Genomic DNA, 22,998 nt, shown 5'->3' with positions numbered 1-22,998 from the left:
ATTTTAATGATAGGGTTTGGTTATACCCTACCACAAATAACAAGCTAACTTAATTAAACTCAAGCTCGACCTGTTTATCACCTAAGAGCATTTTTAAATCCGACAATAATTTATCGGCAGGCGTTACGCGCCACTCTGTTCCTAAGGTAAACTTGGCCCGAGCATTCGAGCGCTGATAATACATATGAACAGGAACAGTACCTGCTCTATGCGGTTCCAACACTTGGCTGAAACGGGAAAAAAATTGTTCGTCGATTTGCTCTTCGGTTACCGAAATAGCGACACCACGAAGATGTTTTTCTCGTGCTTCTGAAATATCGAGCACTTCACGAGCTGACATTCTAAGGCCACCATTGAAATCATCAAAGCTGACCTGTCCAGATACGACCACTATTTTGTCTTTTTCGAGCAAATCTATGTAACGATCGAGGGCATCGGTGAATAACATCACCTCCATACGACCCGAACGATCATCTAATGTCATTAAACCAATACGGCTACCACGCTTGGTTGTCATCACCCGAGCAGCGATCACAAGTCCTGCAACAGACGCTACTTTATCACGTCCTGTTTGCTGCGCATCTTTTAAACGCCAGGTGGTGTAATGTTTTAATTCAGAGATGTAAGCATTAATTGGGTGACCTGTTAAGTATAACCCTAATGTTTCACGCTCACCTTCAAGCCAAACGCTTTCAGGCGCTTCGGCAATATTAGCATAGGCATGTTCAACTTCTTCTGGGGCTTCAGTTAAAACACCAAACAGATCTTCTTGACCCGACTCTTGCGCTTTATGATATTGACTCGCCGCTTTAATCGCATCATCAAGTGTTGCTAACATTGCAGCACGGTTTGGCCCTAATCGATCCAATGCACCCGATTTAATCAGCTTCTCAAGCACACGCTTATTGACCTTTTTAGTGTCAATACGGGCACAGAAATCAAATAAATCTTTAAAGTGGCCGTCTTTTTCGCGGGCACTAATAATATTTTCAATCGGGCCTTCACCGACACCTTTAACCGCGCCAATACCATAAACGACTGCGCCTTCATCATCAACATTGAAGCGGTACAGACCTTTATTCACATCTGGCGGCAATAATTTAAGATTCATGCGGTGACATTCATCAACCAAGCTAATGATCTTATCAGTATTATCCATATCAGCCGTCATTACCGCGGCCATAAACTCGGCTGGATAATGGGCTTTTAACCACAATGTTTGATACGACACTAACGCATAAGCAGCAGAGTGTGATTTGTTAAAACCATAACCGGCAAATTTCTCTACCAAGTCAAAGATCTTCATCGACAATTCGCCATCAACCCCGTTGTCGATAGCACCTTGCTCAAATACGGCACGCTGTTTCGCCATTTCCGATGGTTTTTTCTTACCCATCGCACGACGTAGCATGTCGGCACCACCAAGAGTGTAACCTGCTAGAACCTGTGCGATCTGCATTACCTGTTCTTGATACAGAATAATGCCGTAGGTAGGATCAAGAATTTCTTTTAGCGATTCGTGTTGCCATTTTTCATCCGGGTACGATACTGCTTCTCGACCATGCTTACGGTCAATAAAGTTATCTACCATGCCTGATTGTAACGGACCGGGACGGAAAAGTGCCACCAAGGCGATCATATCTTCAAAACAGTCAGGCTGTAGACGTTTGATCAGATCTTTCATACCGCGAGATTCGAGCTGGAATACAGCGGTTGATTCAGAGCGTTGCAACATATCAAATGACTTTTTATCCGCCATAGGAATTGCAGCAATATTAACCGGCTCTAATCCTTGCTCGACACGGCGTGGGTTGATCATCCCTAACGCCCAATCAATGATGGTTAATGTCCGTAAACCCAAGAAGTCGAACTTCACTAAGCCCGCGGTTTCTACATCATTTTTATCAAATTGGGTGACGGGGTTATTACCCTCTGCATCACAATATAATGGTGCAAAATCAGTGATGGTTGTCGGTGAAATAACCACACCACCAGCGTGTTTACCTGCGTTACGTGTTACACCTTCTAAAATGCGACACATATCAATCAGATCACGAATTTCTTCATCTGCTTCATACGATTGGCCTAATTGAGGCTCAACTTCAAACGCTTTTTCGAGCGTCATTCCAGGTTCTGCTGGAATTAATTTAGAAAGACGATCGACAAAACCATACGGATGACCAAGCACACGACCCACATCACGAATAACCGCTTTAGCAGCCATAGTACCGAAAGTAATGATCTGTGATACCGCATTACGGCCATACATTTCAGCAACGTGATCAATCACTAAATCACGTTTATCCATACAAAAGTCGATATCGAAATCGGGCATGGAAACACGTTCGGGGTTAAGAAAACGTTCGAACAGTAAGTCAAATTCTAGCGGATCCAAGTCAGTGATTTTTAACGCGTAAGCCACTAATGAACCAGCACCTGACCCTCGACCAGGACCTACAGGAACATCGTTATCTTTTGACCACTGAATAAATTCCATTACGATCAAGAAGTAACCAGGGAAACCCATTTGGTTGACAACTTTCAATTCGATTTCTAAGCGTTCATCATATTCAGGGCGACGTTGGGCGCGAACCGCGGGATCAGGAAATAGAAATTCAAGTCGCTCTTCAAGACCTTGTTGGGATTTAGTCACCAAGAAGTCTTCGATACTCATGTCACCAGTAGGGAAATTCGGCAGGAAATATTCCCCTAAACGTACTGTCACATTACAGCGTTTGGCGATTTCTACCGAGTTTTGCAGTGCTTCAGGGATATCAGCAAACAACTCGCACATCTCATCTTCGCTGCGCAAATATTGCTGTTCACTGTAAAGCTTAGGTCGATTAGGATCGACCATGGTGTAACCATCATGGATAGCAACGCGAATCTCATGAGCATCAAATTGGTCAGCGGTCAATAATCGTACATCATTGGTAGCAACCACAGGCAAATCATATTTTTCAGCAAGTTCAATGGCGAAATGCAGGTAAGCATCTTCATCAACACGACCTGTTCGCACCAATTCTAAATAATAATTATCAGGAAAATATGTTTGATAAAAAGCAACACAAGTATCCGTCAGCTGTTGATTGCCTTTTAGTAATGCACGTCCAACATCGCCCGTTCTTCCACCGGATAAAATGATTAACCCTTCACGGTGTTTAATTAGCCATTCTTTATCAATCACAGGTTGATGCTGAACATGGCCACGCTGATACGCTTCTGAAATTAATAATGTTAGATTTTTATAACCTTCATTATTGGCCGCTAAAATAGTGAGTTCAAATAGCTCATCGCCCATTTCTTGGCTTTGGACTTTAAAATCAGCACCAATAATCGGCTTCATACCTGCATCATGGGCAGCAAAATAAAACTTCACCAAACCACAGAGGTTAGTGAAATCAGTTAAAGCCAGTGCTGGCATGCCAAGTTCAGTCGCGCGCTTAACGATAGGTTTCACTTTCGCCAAGCCATCGATCATTGAATAATCACTATGAACTCGAAGGTGGATAAAACGGGGTTCTGCCATGACAACCTAATTCATTACATTACTTAATTAACAAAAATTATACCCGATCGAGTAGTCATTCGCCGTATAAAAAAAGGCGATACCAAATGGTTCGCCTTTTTATCACGCAATCACAAAGACTTAATCAAGCCCTAGTACGCGCTTAACAGGTTTAAAACTTTTTCGATGCTGGTCAATCGCGCCATATTGTTCTAATGCTGCAAAATGGGCTTTGGTTGGATAACCTTTATGCTTAGCAAAGCCATATTGTGGAAACTCTGCATCGAGGATTTCCATTTCACGATCACGTGTTACTTTGGCAATAATTGACGCCGCACTGATTTCAGCCACCCGTAAGTCGCCCTTCACCACCGCTTGTGCAGCCATAGGTAACGCTGGTGTTTTATTACCATCAATCAGTACAAAATCAGGCTGAATATGTAGCCCAGCTACAGCGCGTTGCATAGCAACCATTGTCGCTTGCAAAATATTCAACTGATCAATTTCGTCTGCTTCACAACGGCCAAGTGACCATGCCAATGCCTTTTGCTTGATTTCATCAAACAGTAAATTACGTTTTTTCTCGCTCAATTTTTTAGAATCAGTTAATCCCACAATCGGATTATTAGGATCTAAAATCACTGCTGCTGTCACGACCGCGCCCACTAATGGACCACGACCAACTTCATCTACTCCCGCAATACAGTTGGCTTGCGGATAGACAAAAGGTGGGAAATCTTGTTTTTCAGCCATAATGACTATGCCTTATCGATTAATGCTAACACGGCTTTTGCTGCTTGCTCATCAGCATTACAACGAATGGTTTTATGCATGCTTTCAAACTGCGCCATTAATGCACTCATGTCACCATAAAGGATATTATCAACTTCATGGAATAACTTCTCTGGCGTGCAATCATCTTGAAGTAGTTCGGTCACTAATTCACGATCGGCCATGATGTTAGGTAATGAAACATACTTCGTTTTTAGCATTCGCTTGGCAATCCACGCAGTGAGTGGCTTCACTTTATAGCCAACCACCATTGGGCGCTTCACGAGCATACACTCTAATGCCACCGTACCTGATGCGAGTAACACCGCATCCGCCGCTATCATGACATTTCGAGCAGTATCATCCACTAATTCAAAATCTAATTCAGGCGCAGTCGCTTGCCATGCTTGTTCAAATTGAGCACGACGTTTTTCATTCACCAATGCAACCACAAACCCTAGCTCAGGGTGTTTTGCTTTGAGCTTTTGGCAAGTTTGAATAAAAGGCTCTGCAAGCATGGCCATTTCACTGCCACGACTACCAGGAAGCACGGCTAACCAACGTTTAGTTGGATCTAAACCAAGTAATTCACGCGCTGCAACTTGATCGGTTTGCAATGGAATCGTATCGGCCATGGTATGACCAACAAACTGACATGGCACATTAAATTTATCGTAAAATGCTTTTTCAAATGGCAGAAAAGCCAACACTAAATTCGTTGCCGCTTCAATTTTAAAGATTCGCTTTTGACGCCATGCCCACACAGATGGACTAACATAGTGCACCGTTTTAATGCCACGATCTTTTAAGTCTTTCTCAAGTCGTAAATTAAAATCTGGCGCATCAATACCGACAAACACATCTGGCGGATTAGCACTGAAATATTTGACTAATTCAGCTTTAACTTTGAATAACCGCGGTAGTCGTCCAAGAACCTCAACGATCCCCATCACGGCTAACTCTTCCATATCAAACAGTGCTTCACAGCCTTGAGCTTGCATGCGAGGCCCCGCAATACCCACAAATTCAGCATCGGGATATTGGGCTTTTACGGCTTGAATAAAACCGGCACCTAAAATATCGCCGGAGATTTCTCCGGCGACAATAGCTATTCGAAGAGGCTTCGTCATTAGCGAATAATACCGCGTTCTGAGTTATCAAGTAATTCAGAAAAACGTGCAACTGACGGCCAATCTTTTGCCATTTCAGCAAGCACTGGTTTCACTTCAGCCAGTGTTTTTCCTGAACGATAAATTTCTTTATAAGCGCGACGAATAGCGTGTAATTCTGGCTTTTCAAACCCATTACGCTGCAAGCCAACAATGTTTAAACCAAACGGTTTAGCGTGGTTACCTTGAGCTAATACATACGGCGGTACATCTTGTACCACGGCAGAACAACCACCAACGTAGCTGTAAGCACCCACAGTACAGAATGGATGAATCGCAGATAATGCCATTACACCTGCATAATCACCCACCGTAACATGACCACCTAAAATGGAGTTGTTACCAATGTGGGTATGATCGCCAACAACCACATCATGCGCAATGTGAGCATTAACACATAATAAATTGTCGTTACCAACAACTGTCACACCTTTATCTTGTGTGGTGCCACGGTGAATCTGAACGCTTTCACGAATCACATTACGATCACCAATTTCTAAGCGTGTCGCTTCACCACTGAACTTCTTGTCTTGGCACTCTTCACCGACAATTGCAAACGGGAAAATACGGTTATCTTTACCTATAACTGTTGGCCCTTTAATGACGACATGAGACATCACCTCAGTGCCTTCACCAATTTCAACCCCAGTTGCAATATAGGTAAATGGACCAACTGTAACGTTAGCGCCAATGATTACCCCATCTTCAATCACTGCCGATGGGTGAATTTTCGCACTGTCATGAATCATGAGAATACTCGTCTCGCACACTTAAGTTCTGCTGAACATACCGTTTCGCCATCAACTTTAGCGATACCATTAAATAACGCGATACCACGACGTTCTTTAATAAATTCAACTTCAAGAATCATTTGATCACCAGGTACTACTGGCTTACGAAACTTTGCTTTATCAATGCTAGCAAAGTAGTACAGTTCATTTTCTGCTGGCGCACCAAAGGTTTTAAACGCTAATAAACCTGTTGCTTGTGCCATTGCTTCTAAAATCAACACACCAGGAAATACTGGCATATTAGGGAAGTGACCCGTAAATTGTGGCTCATTGACAGAAACATTTTTAATAGCGGTTAAGGTTTTACCTTCATCATAATTGGTTACACGATCAATCATAAGAAATGGGTAACGATGAGGAAGAAGTGCCTGAATTTCGGTGATGTTTAACGTCTTATTTTCGGTCGTCAAAACTAAATTCCTGTCTTAAAAAGATATAAAAAATATGCGATGAAAATGCAAAACGGCCTACACAAGGCAGGCCAGTCAATGCTGATAAAAAATTATTCGTCGTTGGCTTTAAGTTGTTTTTCAACTGCCTTTAGACGTTTATTCATATCATCAATGCGATGAACCCGGGTAGCTGTTCGACGCCACTCTTTGTTAGGTTGCAGCGGAATACCTGAAGAATACATACCTTTATCTTCAATACTACGCATGACCATTCCCATACCGGTAATGGTTACGCCATCAGCAATCTTGATATGACCATTGAGTACAGAAGCGCCACCAATAATACAATATTTACCAATTGTAGTACTGCCAGCCACAATAGTACCACCCGCCATTGCTGTACCATAGCCGATCTGCACGTTATGGGCGATTTGCATTTGGTTATCAATAATCACATTGTCAGCAATAATAGTATCTTCTAGTGCACCACGGTCAATAGTAGTACAAGCACCAATTTCAACGCGATCGCCAATGCGTACCGAACCTAACTGAGGGATCTTAACCCACTCACCTTTATCATTCGCATAACCGAAACCATCAGCACCAATAACGGTACTTGATTGCACAAGACATTGTGAACCTAGCACTACATCATGATAGATAGTGACATTTGCCCACAACTTGGTGTTGTTACCAATAATGGCATTTTTACCGATAAAACAACCCGCACCAATTTGAACGTTATCGCCCAATTGTACGCCAGCTTCGATCACAGCATTGTGGCCAATAGCAACATTACTACCAACCGTAGCTGTTGGATCAATATAAGCTGAAGCAGCAATATCAGTCGCCGCAACAGGTGTTGTATCAAGAAGTTGAGCCACTAACGCATAGCTAAGATAAGGATCTTTTACGACGAGCTTGTTGCCTTTGAAAAATTCGACATCCGCTTCTCGTAGCATTACTGCATCCGCTTGACACTCAGTAAGCTGTTGACGGTACTTGCTATCAGAAAGGAACGTGATTTGCCCTGTAGTAGCCTTGCCCATCGCAGCTATTGAGTGAATTTCAGTTGTGTCATCGCCATGGAGCTCTGCACCTAATTTATCCGCTAATTCAGCAAGAGTAATTACAGCCATTTTATCCTATCTCTCTTGTAACAACAGCCACCTAGAGGTGGCTGTTAGATCAAAAGTTGCAGCTGAATTCGCCAGCTACAACGTTTACCACAGGGTTACTGCTTTATTTTACTGCTGCAATAACTTTAGATGATAAGTCATCGCTCTTACTTGCAAACAATACTGCTTGTGCATCTAGCACAACATTGTAACCATTTTTCTTCGCTACAGTGTCGATCGCTGTACGGATTTTCTTAACAAGCTTTTGCTCTTCTTCCATACCACGACGACGTTGATCTTCAGCTAACGCTTTTGCTTTTAGCTTATAATCAGAATCAAGGGCTGCAAGTTGACGTTGAATGTCAGTACGTTGTGTTGGCGTCATTAGTTCACCATCACGCTTCATCTTTTCGATTTTGGTTTTCATTTTACCTTCAATCGAACGTAAAGCTGCCACACGGCCGCTGAATTCTTTTTGCAATTTCTCTTGTACTTTATAACGTGTAGCTAACTCAGACATAGCCTGACCTGTAGACACGTAACCAATTTTTTGTGCAGCTTCTGCCGCATTAGCGTACATAGATGAAGATAAAATTACTAAACCTAAACTTGCTGCTTTAATCCACTGTTTCAAAAGACTCTCCTTAAAAATTAGAATGACTGACCAATGGTGAATGTGAAGAACTCTTCATCATCCCCTTCATATTTCTTGATTGGTTTCGCAACCGAGAATACAAGTGGACCCATTGGGGACATCCACTGTAATGCAGCACCGTACGACGCTCGAATCATACCGGGATCTGAATAATCTGGTAATGAACTCGCGTTAGTATAATCAGGGTGGAATTCAGTATCCCACACCGAACCAGCATCAACGAAGAAGCTCGTACGTACTTGGTTTTTAACTTCTTGTGAAGCAAATGGTGTTGGAACAATTAATTCCATACTTGCTAGAGCAATAGCATTACCACCTGTAGACTCATCACTAACAACACCTTGTTGGTTGTTACCTTGGCCTTCACCATACACAGCTTTAGGGCCCACAGTATTAGAACGGAAACCACGAATAGTTGTAAAACCACCCGCATAATAGTTTTCGTAGAATGGCATTAGCTGATCGCTGCCATTATCTGTTTTACCGTAACCATTGCCGTAACCCAACTTACCACGAAGTAATAAGGTGTAGTCTTGTTTTTCTGTTAATGGAATGTACTGGCGAACATCATATTGCGTCTTGAAGTACTGTGAATCCGACCCCGGAATGGTCATCTTAAATGATGCATTCTGGTAATTACCTGATGTTGGGAAATAACCACGGTTTAAATGGTTACGCGTCCATGAAATACTCCAGCTGAAGTCATCAAGTTCAATCGCATTATCACTGTTTTCATCAAAGCCATGGATCTTCTTAAATTGCTCAATCTGATAGTAATCTTGAATATTAGAGATCTTGTTATGATCATAACCCAAGCTAAAATCAAAGTAGTTCAATTCATTAAATGGGAAGCCCCATGTTAAACTTGCACCGTAACTTTGGTTGGTGTAATCCGAGATATTAGCATCTGATGCTTCAAACTCGTTGTAGTAAATCTTACCACCAAGACTAACGTTGTTAATCGTGAAGTACGGATCTTTGTATTCAAGGCTAATGTTCTTAGAGTAATCATTGGTCATTGCATTAATGCCAAATAAATTACCTGTACCCAAGAAGTTTTTCTGGGTTAAACCCGCCTGGAAACTAATACCTGATTCAGTACCGTAACCCACACCGAAATTGACACTACCAGAGTTCGCTTCTTTAACTTTGTACTTCACATCAACCTGATCATCAGAACCAGGAACACGGACAGTTTGTACATCAACATTTTCAAAGAAACCAGTACGGTTTAGACGTTGCTTACCCGTTTCAATTGATTTAGCGTTGAGCCATGAACCTTCCATTTGGCGCATTTCACGACGTAATACTTCATCTTTAGTGGTGTTATTACCACTAAATTCAATATTTCGCACATATACACGCTTACCTTGTTCAACATTAACGATCAAGGATACTTGATGTGCAGCATCATCAAACTCAGGCATGATGGTCACTTTAGGGTAAGCATAACCTGCTTTACCTAAGTCACGCTTAACAGCTTCTTCTAAGGCTGTTACTTCAGCACCATTATAGACACTGCCTGCTTTAAAGGTTACTAACTTATCAAACTCAGCAACACGGCCACTAACGTCACCTTGGAACTTAACGTTTTTAACCTTGTATTGCTCACCTTCATGAATTTTTAAAGTAATGTACACGCCTTTTTTATCAGGAGAGATTGCAACATGCGTTGATTCTAAGCGGTACTTTAAATAACCATTATTGAGATACTGTGAGCGTAATGTTTCTAAGTCGCCTTGCAGAACTTGTTTTTGATACTTTTCATTCGCCATAAAGTCCCACCAAGGCACACTGTCCTTAAGCTTAAACTTACCGACCAAATCAGCATCACTGAAAACATGATTACCAAGGATATTGATCTGCTTAATTTTAGCGGATACACCCTCAGTGAAAACGAATTTAATATCAACACGGTTACGAGGCAAAGGCGTCACAACCGCTTCTACAGTAGCGTTATATTTACCCACACTGTAGTAAAAATCTTCTAGACCTTTATCAATCTTAGATAATGTTGTTCTATCTAGCGCTTCACCAACACGTAAACCTGATGCTTCAAGATTTTCTTTTAATTGCTCATCTTTGATAGCTTTATTGCCAGCAAAAGTGATATCAGCAATCGTTGGACGCTCTTTTACATCAACCAATAACGTATTACCGTCTCGATAGACCTTAATATCTTCAAAGTTGCCGGAAGAATAAAGAGATTTGATTAATGCTGAAATATCCTGTGGATCAACAGTATCACCGACACGAACAGGCATCTTTAACAATGCTGCACCCATAGTGACTCGTTGAAGACCTTCAAAACGAATGTTATCAACTACAAATTTATTTTCCGCGCTATGCGCAACGCTACTTGTCAAAAGCAGCGATGCGACTAACAGTTTTTTAATCGCCATTACTGTACTGATTATTCCTTGCTAAATACGCATTTATTAAAGTCGGGTAAAATCATTGAATAGCGCAACCGCCATTAACGCAACCAAAATGGCTGATCCCACTCTATAGCCAATATCCTGAATTCGTTCAGATACAGGACGACGAGTTACCGCCTCGATAGCAAAGAACATTAAATGTCCGCCATCAAGCACAGGTAAAGGTAATAGGTTTACAATGCCTAGGTTAACACTGATCAAGGCTAAGAAACCGAGGAAATAGACTAAGCCAAATTCGGCGGTCATTCCGGCTCCCTTAGCGATAGATATCGGTCCACTAAGGTTTTTCATTGCAACATCACCAGTCACAAGCTTAGTGACCATATCAAACGTTAGTGACACTAATTGACCGGTTTTTTCGGTCGCTTTGATCGCCGCATCAATTGGACCAAACTGTAAATTCACTTTGTACGATGCTGGCCAAGGTTCAATACTTGGTGCCAATCCTACATAGCCAACTTCTTTACCATCAGCTTCAACTTTTACACGAGGTGTCAATGATAACATCACTGGTTCCCCATCACGTAAAACTTCAACTTGTAGCGTTTTGCCTGGATGACTACGAACAGCATCAACAAATTGCTGCCACTGCGTTACTGATTTATCATCAACAGCGACAATCTTATCATTTAATTCAAATCCTGCATCAATTGCTGCACTATTATCAACAAGTTGTGAAACAGTTAGCGTAATTGGCGGTGTAAATGGCGAAATACCTAATGTCGTCAACACGCGCTGGGATTCAGGATCAAAAGACCAGTCGGTTAAATCAAGTGTACGTGAAACCACAACCGAACTGTCAGGCTCTTGTGCAGTTATCACAACTTGCTTATCTCCAATTTGAGAAATTAATGCCATATTGGCAGATTCCCAATCAGATGTTTCGAGTCCAGAAACTGATTTTAGTTCCATTCCTGGAATAATTCCCGCTTTCGCCGCAATAGATTGTGGCGCAACTTCACCGATAACAGGCTTTAAAGCAGGCACGCCAATCAGGTACACCACCCAATAAGCAAAGATAGCAAACACAAAATTTGCCATTGGACCTGCCGCAACAATAGCACTTCGTTGCCAAATTTTCTTATTATTAAACGCCATATGACGTTTCTCAGGCGGAACCTCAGCTACCCGCTCATCAAGCATTTTCACGTAACCACCCAGTGGTATCAGCGCTAATGTGTATTCTGTACCATCTTTACCGACGCGATTAAATAAAGCTTTACCAAAGCCAATAGAAAAGCGTTCAACATAGACACCACAACGACGAGCGACCCAAAAATGGCCAAACTCGTGAACGGCGATCAGAATACCAAGAGCAACTAAAAAAGCGCTTAAATTACGGATAAATTCAATCATGCAAATTCCTTCGCAATAATGTCTAAAGCAAGCTCACGCGCTTGTTTATCGAGCACCATTACGGCATCAATATCATTAGGTTCAGTTAATACTGCGGTGTCTAACACTAACTTGTTTACTTTCGCAATATCAGTAAAAAGAATTTCATTGGCTAAAAAGGCAGCAACAGCAATTTCATTGGCCGCATTTAAGGTGGTGGTTGCTGCTTGACCTTTATAGCAAGCATCAATAGCCAGTTTCAAACATGGATAGCGATCAAAATCAGGAGCCATGAAAGTAAACTCACCGATCTGACTAAAATCAAGTGGTGCCACGCTAGATTCAATCCGTTGTGGGTATGCCATTGCACATGCAATTGGCGTGCACATATCAGGTAATCCCATCTGTGCGATGACTGAACCGTCTTTATATTGCACCATTGAGTGGATCACTGATTGTGGGTGAATAATCACCTGCATTTGTTCGCGACTGGCATTGAATAACCATCGCGCTTCAATGTATTCCAAGCCTTTATTCATCATGGTTGCAGAATCAACCGAAATTTTAGGTCCCATAGACCAATTCGGATGTGCAATCGCCATTGCCGGTGTAACAGCATCTAATGTATTGATATCAGTATAGCGGAACGGACCACCGGAACCGGTTAATAATACCTTACTAACGCCATGAGCCGCTAAATCACAACGTCCCATACGGCGTTGAATTTCAGCAGGTAATGCTTGAAAAATAGCATTATGTTCGCTATCAACGGGCAATAATTCTGCCCCGTATTTTTCACAGGCATCAATAAACATCTGCCCGGTCATAACCAATGCTTCTTTATTGGCTAATAAAATGCGCTTACCTTTTTTAACCGCAGCCATAGTAGGTAATAAACCTGCAGCACCAACGATGGCAGCCATAACCGTATCAACTTCATCTAATGCTGCGACGTGACAAATAGCGTCATCACCACCAGAGACTTGAATGTTTAACCCTGCTTGCACCACTAAGTTGTTAAGTTGTTCAGCGGCAGTTACAGATGCCATTGCCGCATATTTCGGTCGCCATTGTTGACACAGTTCAAACATTTTGTCGACATTAGAACCCGCAGCTAATGCGGTAACTTCAAAAGAATCAAGGTTTTGAGCGACTACCGCTAAGGTACTACTGCCAATCGAGCCCGTAGCACCAAGAATCGTTAACTTACGCATAAAATCACTTACAGTTACAAAAAAGGCAGCGAAATAGCTGCCTTTAGAAAAGATGGCTGTTATTAATTATATTAGCCACAGATAGAGTAATGCAAATACAGGTATCGCCGCCGTTAAGCTGTCAATACGATCCAGTATTCCACCATGTCCCGGTAAAATATTACCGCTATCTTTTATGCCGGAAACACGCTTGAACATACTTTCAACTAAGTCGCCTAATACCGAAATAATCACAGTAACAATAGCAATAAAGAACAGTTGGCCTAATGATGTGAACTCAATCGACAATAAATGCGATCCTAGCCAAGTAATAAATATTGCTAAACAAGCGCCACCAATTAAACCTTCAATGGTTTTATTTGGGCTAACTGCCGGCGCCATCTTATGCTTACCAAAGCGCTTGCCAGAGAAATAAGCGCCAGTATCGGCTGCCCACACTAATAAGCACACAAGTAAAACTAAGCAAGCACCGTGATACGGATTATTGTCATAATTCACGGCTCGGAGCATTAAAATACTCCAAAAAAAAGGCAATAATGTGAGCAAACCAAAAATTTGCTTTAGAAATGGTTTTTTAGACCAAAAATCCGCACTTTTGGGATAACTGATCGCCAATGCAGATGCGACAAGCCACCACAACCCACCAATAAGCAATATAGTGCGATAAATACCACCGGGATGAGAGAGTGACGCGGGATCTGTGGGTAATAGTGCAATACTTGCTACCAACGTAACACTCGGTAAAATCATTGCTTTAATACGCGATGATGCGTTAACAAACTGCGTCCACTCCCAAAAACCGACTAAGGTTATTGCAGCCATCGCAATAATAAAAGCGGGTAACGGCAGAAAAAAAATCCCTGCAATGACGAGTGGCGCGAGGATTAACGCGGTAATAATTCGTTGCTTAAGCAAGCTGCGTCCTCTTTTATAGGAAATATAATATTCAGTATTGGGCGATGCCCGTTACTTAAACAATAACGCCAACACACGACATTGTGCATTGGCGAAAATAATGTTTTTTATTTTAACAAAGCTTGTATCTGCTCGCCAGTACAACCAAAGCGGCGCTCACGATTTACAAACCATGCCACAGCATTTACCAAACTTTGTTCATCAAAATCTGGCCAATGTTGTTCAGTGAAATACAATTCAGCATAAGCCGTTTGCCACAGCATAAAATTACTAATGCGGCATTCACCACTAGTACGAATTAATAGATCAACATCCGGTAAGCCTTGAGTCACTAACCCCTGCGCTAAATCTTGTTCAGTCAGAGATTCAATGTCAAGTTGTTGTTCTACTACTCGCTGCATCATTTGCTTAGTCGCTTGGAGAATATCCCATTGACCACCATAGTTAGCAGCGACATTTAACACTAGCCCAGTGTTACCTTCAGTTAACAACTCTGCTGCAGCTATTTTTTTCTGCATTCGAGTACTGAAGCGACTTTTGTCTCCGATAATACATAATCGAATATTATTTTTATGTAGTCTTTTTACTTCACGACCTAAAACAGTCATGAATAATTCCATCAGTAGTGAGACTTCATCCTCTGGACGGCGCCAATTTTCACTGCTGAAAGCAAACAATGTAACAACTTTAATTCCGAGTCTATTTGCAGTAGAAACAGTCCTACGTACCGCCTCTACACCGGCCTTATGGCCAAATACTCGCGCTTTACCTTTGGCTTTAGCCCAACGACCATTACCATCCATGATTACAGCGATATGCTGTGGAAGATAGTCGGCTGAAGGAACAGCGTCTATTGAAGGTTGTCCCATATTTATCCCTCAAAAAAAAAGCGCCGTGCTGCCGCACAGCGCCTTAACTTTGGTCAGCTAAATTAAGAAGAAGTTTTAAACTTCCATTAGCTCTTTTTCTTTCACTTCAAGAACAGCTTCGATGTTCTTGATAGCTTCATCTGTTAGTTTCTGAATTTCATCTTGTGCGCGACGATCATCATCTTCAGAAATATCTTTATCTTTTAGTAAAGATTTAACTGTTGCGTTTGCATCACGACGAATATTACGTACCGCAACACGGCCTTGTTCAGCTTCTGCGCGTACAATCTTAACTAGATCGCGACGACGCTCTTCTGTTAGTGGTGGCAATGGAACGCGAATAACAGTACCTGCTGACATTGGGTTTAGGCCCAAATCAGACATCATGATCGCTTTTTCAACTTTCGCTGATAGTTCACGATCAAAGACAGTAATCGCTAATGTACGTGAATCTTCAGCAACCACGTTAGCAACTTGCTTTAGCGGTGTGCTTGCGCCGTAATACTCAACATAAATAGTATCAAGTAGGCTTGGATGTGCACGGCCAGTACGAATTTTAACCAATTGACCTTTCAGTGCATCAACACTTTTTTCCATGCGCGTTTGCGCGTCTTGTTTGATTTCGTTAATCACGATAAATACCTTAAATTATGCTGTCATCATAGCGCTGAGCGTCAGCGCCATATTAATCAATTTACAAGGCTTAAGCGTTAGTGATCAGCGTACCTTCTTGCTCACCCATAACGACACGGCGTAATGCGCCTGGCTTATTCATGTTAAATACACGAATTGGCATGTTATGGTCACGAGCAAGGGTAAATGCAGCTAAATCCATTACCTTAAGTTCTTTTTCAAGTACGTCTTGGTAGCTCAGCTGTTCACAAAGCGTTGCATCTGGATTTTTAACTGGATCATCCGTAAACACGCCTTCAACTTTTGTTGCTTTCAATACTACATCAGCTTCGATTTCGATACCACGAAGACATGCAGCAGAATCTGTTGTGAAGAACGGATTACCTGTACCTGCAGAGAAAATAACAACGCGGCCTTGACGTAACTGACTGATTGCATCAGCCCAGTTATAATTATCACATACGCCGTTTAAAGGAATAGCAGACATTACTCGCGCGTTCACATAGGCACGGTGCAGCGCATCACGCATTGCTAAGCCGTTCATTACCGTTGCTAGCATACCCATGTGGTCGCCCACAACTCGGTTCATACCTGCTTCAGCCAGGCCAGCACCACGGAATAGGTTACCGCCACCGATAACAAGGCCGACTTGAACACCTAATTCAACGAGTTCTTTTACTTCTTGTGCCATGCGGTCAAGAACTTGAGCGTCGATACCAAATCCTTCTTTACCTTGCAGAGCTTCACCGCTTAGTTTTAAAAGAATACGTTGATAAGTTGGTTTAGGGTTTGTGGTCATGTTTTTTTTACCTTCCAGGCTGATTTTAAGATATAGAGTTGTAAAAAGACCGCAACCTCGGTTGCGGTCTTTGATATTCTGATTAAAAAGGATTAACCTTTTTGAACAGCTGCTACTTCTTCAGCAAAGCTCATTTCTTGAGCTTTCTCGATACCTTCACCAACTTCTAGACGTACGAAGTCAGTTACTGTAGCGCCTGTTTCTTTCAAGATGTCGCCAACAGTTTTCTTAGGTTCCATGATGAAAGCTTGGCCAGTTAGAGAAACTTCGCCAGTGAACTTCTTCATGCGACCTTCAACCATCTTCTCTGCGATAGCTTGTGGCTTGCCTTCGTTCATAGCGATTTCAACTTGAACTGCGCGCTCTTTTGCAACAACTTCAGCTGGTACGTCAGATGGGTTAACGTATTCAGGGTTAGATGCAGCAACGTGCATTGCAATGTGCTTAAGTGTTTCTTCGTCGCCGTTACCAGCAACAACTACTGCGATACGAGTACCGTGAGTGTAAGCAGAAACCTTATCGCCAGCGATGTATGCTACGCGACGGATAGAGATGTTTTCGCCGATCTTAGCTACTAGCTCGATACGTGCTTCTTCAAATTGTGCTTGAAGTTCTTCAACTGTTGCGTGGCTAGCAAGTGCTGCATCAGCAACAGAGTTAGCGAATGCAAGGAAGCTACCATCTTTAGCAACGAAGTCAGTCTGGCAGTTTACTTCAACAAGTGCTGCTTTACCGTCAGCATCTTTGATGATGATAGTACCTTCAGCTGCTACGTTACCTGCTTTTTTAGCAGCTTTAGCAGCACCGCTCTTACGCATGTTTTCGATTGCTAGCTCAATATCAGCGTTAGCTTCTACTAGTGCTTTCTTACAATCCATCATACCTGCGCCAGTACGTTCACGCAGTTCTTTAACTAGGGCAGCTGTAACTGTTGCCATGTGATAATCCTCAGATTTGAATTCGTTGAGTAAAAATCAGGGGCCATTATCGGCCCCTGGTAACCATTCTTAGTTTACGCAAGGTAACTTAAGATGCTTATGTAAAGCAGCAGGCTATTAAGCTTCAGCTACGAAACCGTCTTCTTCTGCTTGAACAGCGATATCTTGGTTACGAGCTTCTTTAACAGTTTGAGCTACAGCACCAGTGTAAAGCTGAATCGCGCGGATTGCGTCATCGTTACCTGGGATAACGAAATCAACGCCGTCTGGATCAGAGTTAGTATCAACAACAGCAAATACTGGGATACCTAGGTTGTTAGCTTCTTTGATTGCGATGTGCTCACAGTCAGCGCCGATTACGAACATTGCGTCTGGTAGGCCGCCCATGTTCTTAATACCACCTAGTGATTTCTCAAGCTTTTCCATTTCACGAGTACGCATAAGCGCTTCTTTCTTGGTTAGCTTTTCGAAAGTACCATCAATAGATTGAGCTTCAAGATCTTTAAGACGCTTGATTGATTGACGAACAGTTTTCCAGTTAGTCAACATACCACCCAACCAACGGTTGTTTACGTAGTACTGGTCACAGCTAATTGCTGCTTCTTTGATTGATTCGCTAGCTGCGCGCTTAGTACCAACGAAAAGAACTTTACCTTTACGTGCAGCAATTTTTTCAATTTCAGCTAGTGCTGCATTGAACATTGGTACAGTTTTTTCTAGGTTGATGATGTGTACACGGTTACGAGCGCCGAAAATGAATGGCTTCATTTTTGGGTTCCAGTAACGAGTTTGGTGACCAAAGTGTACACCAGCCTGAAGCATGTCGCGCATTGATACAGTTGCCATTGAATAATCCTCTATGGGGTTAGGCGTCCACATATCCCATCTTAAAACCGACCCGATAACAGCGTATTGCTGTTGTTACCTACAATAAGTAACTGAGCACCCCGGCAGATGTGTCGATATGTGTGAATAATAAATAAAGTATGTGTAATCCAATCAAGTTGCACCATCACACGCAATGACCTCACCACTAAGGTTAAATAATTGCTTATAACAGATACAAAATCACTGTTTACGGCGCGCTTTATACCATAGAACGACTAATAAAATCCAGTCAAAATTGGACATGAGAACTAATCTTATCTTCCCTTTAACCCCTTGCGGCTGGTAATATAGTCCCACACAGAAACATACAGATTGAGACGATTTTATGAGCATTAAGATCAAAACGGCTGAAGAAATTGAAAAAATGCGTGTTGCTGGCCGCTTGGCTGCAGACGTATTAGAAATGATCGAACCGCATGTAAAGGCAGGTGTGACGACAGAAGAGCTAGACCAAATCTGTCATGACTACATCACACAAGTTCAACAAGCTATTCCGGCACCGTTGAACTACCACGGCTTTCCTAAATCTGTGTGTACCTCTATTAACCACGTTGTTTGCCACGGCATTCCTGCATCAGCAGATGAAATTGTTGTAGAAGCTAACGGCAAATATAACAAGCCCGCAATATTGAAAGATGGCGACATCATTAATATTGACGTGACAGTGATTAAAGATGGTTACCATGGTGATACTTCAAAGATGTTTGAAGTAGGTGAAGTATCTCTTGAAGACAAACGCCTTTGTCGTGTTGCTCAAGAAAGCCTTTATCTGGCTATCAAAAAAGTAAAACCGGGTGCGAAAATTGGCGATCTAGGTACTGCCATTCAAAAATTCATCAAAGCGGGTAGCAGCCGTTTTTCTATCGTTAAAGATTACTGTGGTCATGGTATTGGTAACGAATTCCATGAAGAGCCACAAGTGGTTCACTACAAAAATAGTGATCGCACAGTAATGAAAGAAGGCATGTGTTTTACTATCGAACCGATGATCAACGCGGGTAAATTCAGCTGTGAATCAGACGAGCAAGATGGTTGGACGGTGTACACAGTTGATGGTAAAAAATCAGCACAGTGGGAACATACCTTATTAGTAACTAAAGATGGTTGTGAAATCTTAACACTACGTAAAGAAGAAACATTGCCACGTTTAATGCATAACGCATAATTCGTTATCTGCATTAGCACCGTTGCTAAAATAAAAAAAACCGACCTTCTGCGTCGGTTTTTTTATATCTAGCGATACAGTTCATGATTCGAAATGGTTATAGTAAATACAAGACATCCTTACCGCACGGACAGCAATGACAGATCTTTTAGCGACGCAACTTTCTGATTACCTCGACGATGCCATTACTCTCGACAGCTTACGTAGTGCACTCACCCATTTTGCTGAAGAGCAAAAATCGCAATTTAAACAACAAAAATCCATTGTTGATTTAGTCACAGAACGCAGTCATTTTATTGATCAATTATTAATTCGATTGTGGCGTTTTTATGGGTTTGAACAACAACCTGACTTAGCATTAATCGCTGTAGGTGGTTATGGTCGTGGAGAATTGCATCCATTATCTGATGTTGACCTATTAATATTAAGTCAACAGCCATTAGCGGAAGACGTTGCGACCAATGTCAGTGCTCTAATAACATTACTATGGGATTTACGTTTAGAAGTCGGCCAAAGTGTACGTACCGTTGAAGAATGTATTGCCGTTGGTAAAGACGATCTGACTGTCGCCACTAATTTAACTGAATCACGGTTTTTATGTGGTAACCAACAAACATTCCACCAATTAACCGTGGCAATTAATTCACCTTCCTTTTGGCCAAGTGAAACATTTTATCAGGCCAAAGTTGAAGAACAACGCATTCGCCATGCTCGTTATCACGACACCACCTATAATCTTGAACCTGACATCAAATCAAGTCCTGGTGGCTTACGTGATATTCATACCCTTAGCTGGGTTGCACGACGTCATTTTGGAGCCACCAGCTTATTAGAAATGAGTCATCATGGTTTTTTAACCGATGCTGAATACCGAGAGCTAGTTGAATGCCAAAATGCATTGTGGCGAATTCGATTTGCCCTTCATATAGAGCTGCGTCGTTATGATAATCGTCTCACCTTTGATCACCAAACCTCAGTAGCAGAAAACCTCGATTATCATGGTGAAGGTAATCAAGCAGTCGAAATGATGATGAAAGCATTTTATCGCATTTTGCGCCGTGTGGCTGAACTCAATAAAATGTTATTACAGCTGTTTGATGAAGCAATCATTAAACCAGACTCTCGCCTTGCGCCCATTGTACTCAATGATGATTTTCAATTACGAGGCAATTTAATCGAAGCCACCAAACCGGCCTTATTTCAAGCGCGACCAGAAACCATTCTCGATATGTTTCTTCATATTGCACAAAATTCTGATATTGAAGGTATTGCCGCGCCTACCCTACGTCAATTACGCACCGCTAGACGCCGACTCAACCGCTTTTTGATTGACATTCCTGCGGCTCGTGAAAAATTTATGGAGTTAGTACGCCAGCCCAATGCGCTTCAAAAAGCATTTCAATTAATGCATCGTCACGGCGTTATTGCGGCCTATTTGCCACAATGGAGTCACATTGTAGGCCAAATGCAATTTGATTTATTTCATGTGTATACCGTTGATGAACACAGCATTCGTGTTATTAAAAATCTGCATAAATTTAACGATCCTAATCAACATTCACAGCACCCGATTTGTTGTGAGGTTTATCCGCGTTTAATTAAAAAAGAAATCTTAATCTTGGCTGCGATCTTTCACGACATAGCTAAAGGACGTGGCGGTGATCACTCCGAATTAGGTGCGGTAGATGCTTATGATTTTTGTATCGAACACGGGCTGTCTCACCCTGATGCTGAAACGGTTTCATGGCTGGTGCAAAAACACTTATTAATGTCAGTCACCGCTCAACGACGTGATATTTATGATCCAGAAGTCGTGGCCGAGTTCGCTAAACAAGTGGGTGATGAAGAGCATTTAGATTACTTGGTATGCTTAACCGTTGCTGATATTTGTGCCACCAACCAAGATCTATGGAATAGTTGGAAACGCACTCTATTGGCAGAATTGTACTACTCAACCCAAAAAACATTACGCCGCGGGCTAGAAAAAACCCCAGACATGCGTGATCGTATTCGTCACAATCAACAACTCGCATCGGCAATATTACGCGGAAAAGGGTTTATGCCACGTGATATTGAAGTGCTATGGCGTCGCTTTAAAGCTGATTACTTTCTACGTCATACACATAAACAATTGGCATGGCATGCACAAGCATTATTAACACACAATGGTGATAAACCAATTATCTTGATGAGTAAAAAAGCCACCCGTGGCGGCACTGAAGTATTTATCTACAGCAAAGATAAAGCCAAACTGTTCGCAATTGTGGTCTCTGAGCTAGATAAGAAAAATTTAAGTATTCATGATGCTCAGATAATGAATAGTAAGGATGGTTATACGCTAGATACTTTTATGGTACTTGATCCTAACGGCAAAGCGATTAATGAAAACCGCCATGTGGGTATTATTCGTAATTTAACCAAAGCCCTTACCGCGATGAAGTCTGAGCGTAAAATTCGCCGAGCACCACGCAAATTACTCCATTTTAATGTACCGACCAAAGTTGAATTTTTATCAACCAAAACTGGACGCAAAACTATGATGGAGTTAGTCGCATTAGATATGCCTGGATTATTAGCAAAGATCGGCGCTGTATTTGCAGATCTTAATGTGAGTTTACAAGCCGCTAAAATCACCACTATCGGTGAGCGAGCAGAAGACTTTTTTATTATTGTTAATGAAACGGGTGGACGCTTAACCAAACAACAACAGCAGTTATTACGTGAAACATTAATTACGACTATCAATAAACATGCGTAAATCACACGACCATGTTGAGATATAAGATTAATACCCCGTTAATGACTAACGGGGTAACTCTCGATCGCAATGTCAACAATCATTTTTATTTCAATGATATAGTTACGCCGCAGCTTGATCTGCACTCGCTACAAATTGTGTAAACCATGCATCTGCAACGTCTAACGGCTCAAAATGCACCCCAGCATCAATATCTAATCGAGGTTGAACTGATGTCGAATTGAGCTCAGTTAATAACGTATCAAATTGACGTCCTGCCCCACAAAAACGATCTTCCCCATAACTAGAATCACCTAAAGCAATGACACCATAACGTTGCTTGGGCAGTAGAGGGAATTGATCCTTCAGCGCGACATATAACGGTAATAGATTTTCTGGAATCTCACCTTGACCGGTGGTCGACGTTATCACTAACACAGTATCAGCATCATAGGCCATGAAATCATCGAGTGTTGAGTCAAAGAAAATCTCAACGGGCACCGAGGTTAATTTTGCGGCTAATGCTTCTGCTAACTCTTCTGCTCCGCCATATACAGAGCCTACAAATATGCCTAACTTATTCATTGTCCGCTCTCCTTTGCTGTCAGACGTCCTCAATAAGGGACTATTACCAATCTGGCAATTACACTAAAGAAAAGCAAG

Annotated in this window: 19 protein-coding genes; 2 read left to right on the top strand and 17 right to left on the bottom strand. The window is 42.0% G+C overall.

The genetic code is table 11. From position 1 onward, the window contains the following. Window positions 1–49 precede the first annotated feature (49 nt). The 16 genes from dnaE to rpsB all read right to left on the bottom strand — a co-directional run bounded on the left by dnaE (window position 50) and on the right by rpsB (window position 18,391). Window positions 50–3,529, bottom strand: a complete 3,480-nt coding sequence (dnaE, locus tag CZ809_RS18515; protein WP_080159009.1) for a DNA polymerase III subunit alpha — start codon at window positions 3,527–3,529, stop codon at window positions 50–52. Between the two features lie 120 nt (window positions 3,530–3,649). After that, a complete protein-coding gene (gene rnhB, locus CZ809_RS18510) occupies window positions 3,650–4,261 on the bottom strand; it encodes a ribonuclease HII (RefSeq protein WP_080159008.1) in 612 nt (203 codons plus the stop codon). A gap of 5 nt (window positions 4,262–4,266) precedes the next feature. Then, window positions 4,267–5,409, bottom strand: coding sequence for a lipid-A-disaccharide synthase (lpxB, locus tag CZ809_RS18505; RefSeq protein ID WP_080159007.1), 1,143 nt, complete (start codon window positions 5,407–5,409; stop codon window positions 4,267–4,269). Next, window positions 5,409–6,197, bottom strand: a complete 789-nt coding sequence (gene lpxA, locus CZ809_RS18500; RefSeq protein ID WP_080159006.1) for an acyl-ACP--UDP-N-acetylglucosamine O-acyltransferase — start codon at window positions 6,195–6,197, stop codon at window positions 5,409–5,411. Before lpxA ends, lpxB begins: the two co-directional genes overlap by 1 nt. Continuing rightward, window positions 6,194–6,649, bottom strand: coding sequence for a 3-hydroxyacyl-ACP dehydratase FabZ (gene fabZ, locus CZ809_RS18495; protein ID WP_045037461.1), 456 nt, complete (start codon window positions 6,647–6,649; stop codon window positions 6,194–6,196). Before fabZ ends, lpxA begins: the two co-directional genes overlap by 4 nt. A 92-nt stretch (window positions 6,650–6,741) precedes the next feature. Then, window positions 6,742–7,770: a UDP-3-O-(3-hydroxymyristoyl)glucosamine N-acyltransferase gene (lpxD, locus tag CZ809_RS18490; RefSeq protein WP_080159005.1), complete on the bottom strand. Its 1,029-nt coding sequence runs from the start codon at window positions 7,768–7,770 to the stop codon at window positions 6,742–6,744. A 103-nt stretch (window positions 7,771–7,873) separates the two neighbouring features. Next, a complete protein-coding gene (locus tag CZ809_RS18485) occupies window positions 7,874–8,383 on the bottom strand; it encodes an OmpH/Skp family outer membrane protein (protein ID WP_080159004.1) in 510 nt (169 codons plus the stop codon). 17 nt (window positions 8,384–8,400) lie between these two features. Further along, on the bottom strand, window positions 8,401–10,806 hold the full coding sequence (gene bamA, locus CZ809_RS18480) for an outer membrane protein assembly factor BamA (protein WP_080159003.1): 2,406 nt from the start codon (window positions 10,804–10,806) through the stop codon (window positions 8,401–8,403). A gap of 36 nt (window positions 10,807–10,842) precedes the next feature. Further along, window positions 10,843–12,198, bottom strand: coding sequence for a sigma E protease regulator RseP (rseP, locus tag CZ809_RS18475; RefSeq protein WP_080159002.1), 1,356 nt, complete (start codon window positions 12,196–12,198; stop codon window positions 10,843–10,845). Next, window positions 12,195–13,391: a 1-deoxy-D-xylulose-5-phosphate reductoisomerase gene (ispC, locus tag CZ809_RS18470; protein WP_080159001.1), complete on the bottom strand. Its 1,197-nt coding sequence runs from the start codon at window positions 13,389–13,391 to the stop codon at window positions 12,195–12,197. Before ispC ends, rseP begins: the two co-directional genes overlap by 4 nt. A 66-nt stretch (window positions 13,392–13,457) precedes the next feature. Next, the gene (locus CZ809_RS18465) at window positions 13,458–14,306 is read right to left on the bottom strand and encodes a phosphatidate cytidylyltransferase (RefSeq protein WP_080159000.1); all 849 of its coding nucleotides are present in this window, start codon (window positions 14,304–14,306) and stop codon (window positions 13,458–13,460) included. Window positions 14,307–14,413: 107 nt separating this feature from the next. After that, the gene (gene uppS / locus CZ809_RS18460) at window positions 14,414–15,175 is read right to left on the bottom strand and encodes an undecaprenyl pyrophosphate synthase (protein ID WP_080158999.1); all 762 of its coding nucleotides are present in this window, start codon (window positions 15,173–15,175) and stop codon (window positions 14,414–14,416) included. A 75-nt stretch (window positions 15,176–15,250) separates the two neighbouring features. After that, window positions 15,251–15,808, bottom strand: coding sequence for a ribosome recycling factor (frr, locus tag CZ809_RS18455; protein WP_036793412.1), 558 nt, complete (start codon window positions 15,806–15,808; stop codon window positions 15,251–15,253). A 70-nt stretch (window positions 15,809–15,878) separates the two neighbouring features. Next, window positions 15,879–16,607: a UMP kinase gene (pyrH, locus tag CZ809_RS18450; protein WP_036793410.1), complete on the bottom strand. Its 729-nt coding sequence runs from the start codon at window positions 16,605–16,607 to the stop codon at window positions 15,879–15,881. Between the two features lie 92 nt (window positions 16,608–16,699). Continuing rightward, window positions 16,700–17,545, bottom strand: coding sequence for a translation elongation factor Ts (tsf, locus tag CZ809_RS18445; RefSeq protein ID WP_080158998.1), 846 nt, complete (start codon window positions 17,543–17,545; stop codon window positions 16,700–16,702). Window positions 17,546–17,662: 117 nt separating this feature from the next. Beyond that, window positions 17,663–18,391, bottom strand: a complete 729-nt coding sequence (gene rpsB / locus CZ809_RS18440; RefSeq protein ID WP_080158997.1) for a 30S ribosomal protein S2 — start codon at window positions 18,389–18,391, stop codon at window positions 17,663–17,665. 367 nt (window positions 18,392–18,758) lie between these two features. Between rpsB and map the strand changes: the two genes are divergently transcribed. Further along, a complete protein-coding gene (map, locus tag CZ809_RS18435; RefSeq protein WP_080158996.1) occupies window positions 18,759–19,598 on the top strand; it encodes a type I methionyl aminopeptidase in 840 nt (279 codons plus the stop codon). A 136-nt stretch (window positions 19,599–19,734) separates the two neighbouring features. Beyond that, window positions 19,735–22,356, top strand: a complete 2,622-nt coding sequence (gene glnD / locus CZ809_RS18430) for a bifunctional uridylyltransferase/uridylyl-removing protein GlnD (protein ID WP_080158995.1) — start codon at window positions 19,735–19,737, stop codon at window positions 22,354–22,356. A 102-nt stretch (window positions 22,357–22,458) separates the two neighbouring features. Here the strand turns inward: glnD and CZ809_RS18425 are convergent, their stop codons facing one another. Next, window positions 22,459–22,920: a flavodoxin gene (locus CZ809_RS18425; protein ID WP_080158994.1), complete on the bottom strand. Its 462-nt coding sequence runs from the start codon at window positions 22,918–22,920 to the stop codon at window positions 22,459–22,461. Window positions 22,921–22,998 lie beyond the last annotated feature (78 nt).

It is taken from the genome of Photobacterium piscicola (assembly GCF_900166965.1).
Classification (GTDB): Bacteria; Pseudomonadota; Gammaproteobacteria; order Enterobacterales; family Vibrionaceae; genus Photobacterium; species Photobacterium piscicola.
The sequence above is the reverse complement of the archived record's forward strand: the minus strand, read 5'-3'. Positions and strand labels throughout refer to the sequence as shown.

Coding starts and splice junctions, on each gene's coding strand:
- dnaE (WP_080159009.1), bottom strand. CDS start 3,529: ATGGCAGAACCCCGTTTTATCCACCTTCGAGTTCATAGTGATTATTCA.
- rnhB (WP_080159008.1), bottom strand. CDS start 4,261: ATGGCTGAAAAACAAGATTTCCCACCTTTTGTCTATCCGCAAGCCAAC.
- lpxB (WP_080159007.1), bottom strand. CDS start 5,409: ATGACGAAGCCTCTTCGAATAGCTATTGTCGCCGGAGAAATCTCCGGC.
- lpxA (WP_080159006.1), bottom strand. CDS start 6,197: ATGATTCATGACAGTGCGAAAATTCACCCATCGGCAGTGATTGAAGAT.
- lpxD (WP_080159005.1), bottom strand. CDS start 7,770: ATGGCTGTAATTACTCTTGCTGAATTAGCGGATAAATTAGGTGCAGAG.
- bamA (WP_080159003.1), bottom strand. CDS start 10,806: ATGGCGATTAAAAAACTGTTAGTCGCATCGCTGCTTTTGACAAGTAGC.
- rseP (WP_080159002.1), bottom strand. CDS start 12,198: ATGATTGAATTTATCCGTAATTTAAGCGCTTTTTTAGTTGCTCTTGGT.
- ispC (WP_080159001.1), bottom strand. CDS start 13,391: ATGCGTAAGTTAACGATTCTTGGTGCTACGGGCTCGATTGGCAGTAGT.
- uppS (WP_080158999.1), bottom strand. CDS start 15,175: ATGGGACAACCTTCAATAGACGCTGTTCCTTCAGCCGACTATCTTCCA.
- pyrH (WP_036793410.1), bottom strand. CDS start 16,607: ATGACCACAAACCCTAAACCAACTTATCAACGTATTCTTTTAAAACTA.
- tsf (WP_080158998.1), bottom strand. CDS start 17,545: ATGGCAACAGTTACAGCTGCCCTAGTTAAAGAACTGCGTGAACGTACT.
- rpsB (WP_080158997.1), bottom strand. CDS start 18,391: ATGGCAACTGTATCAATGCGCGACATGCTTCAGGCTGGTGTACACTTT.
- map (WP_080158996.1), top strand. CDS start 18,759: ATGAGCATTAAGATCAAAACGGCTGAAGAAATTGAAAAAATGCGTGTT.
- glnD (WP_080158995.1), top strand. CDS start 19,735: ATGACAGATCTTTTAGCGACGCAACTTTCTGATTACCTCGACGATGCC.
- CZ809_RS18425 (WP_080158994.1), bottom strand. CDS start 22,920: ATGAATAAGTTAGGCATATTTGTAGGCTCTGTATATGGCGGAGCAGAA.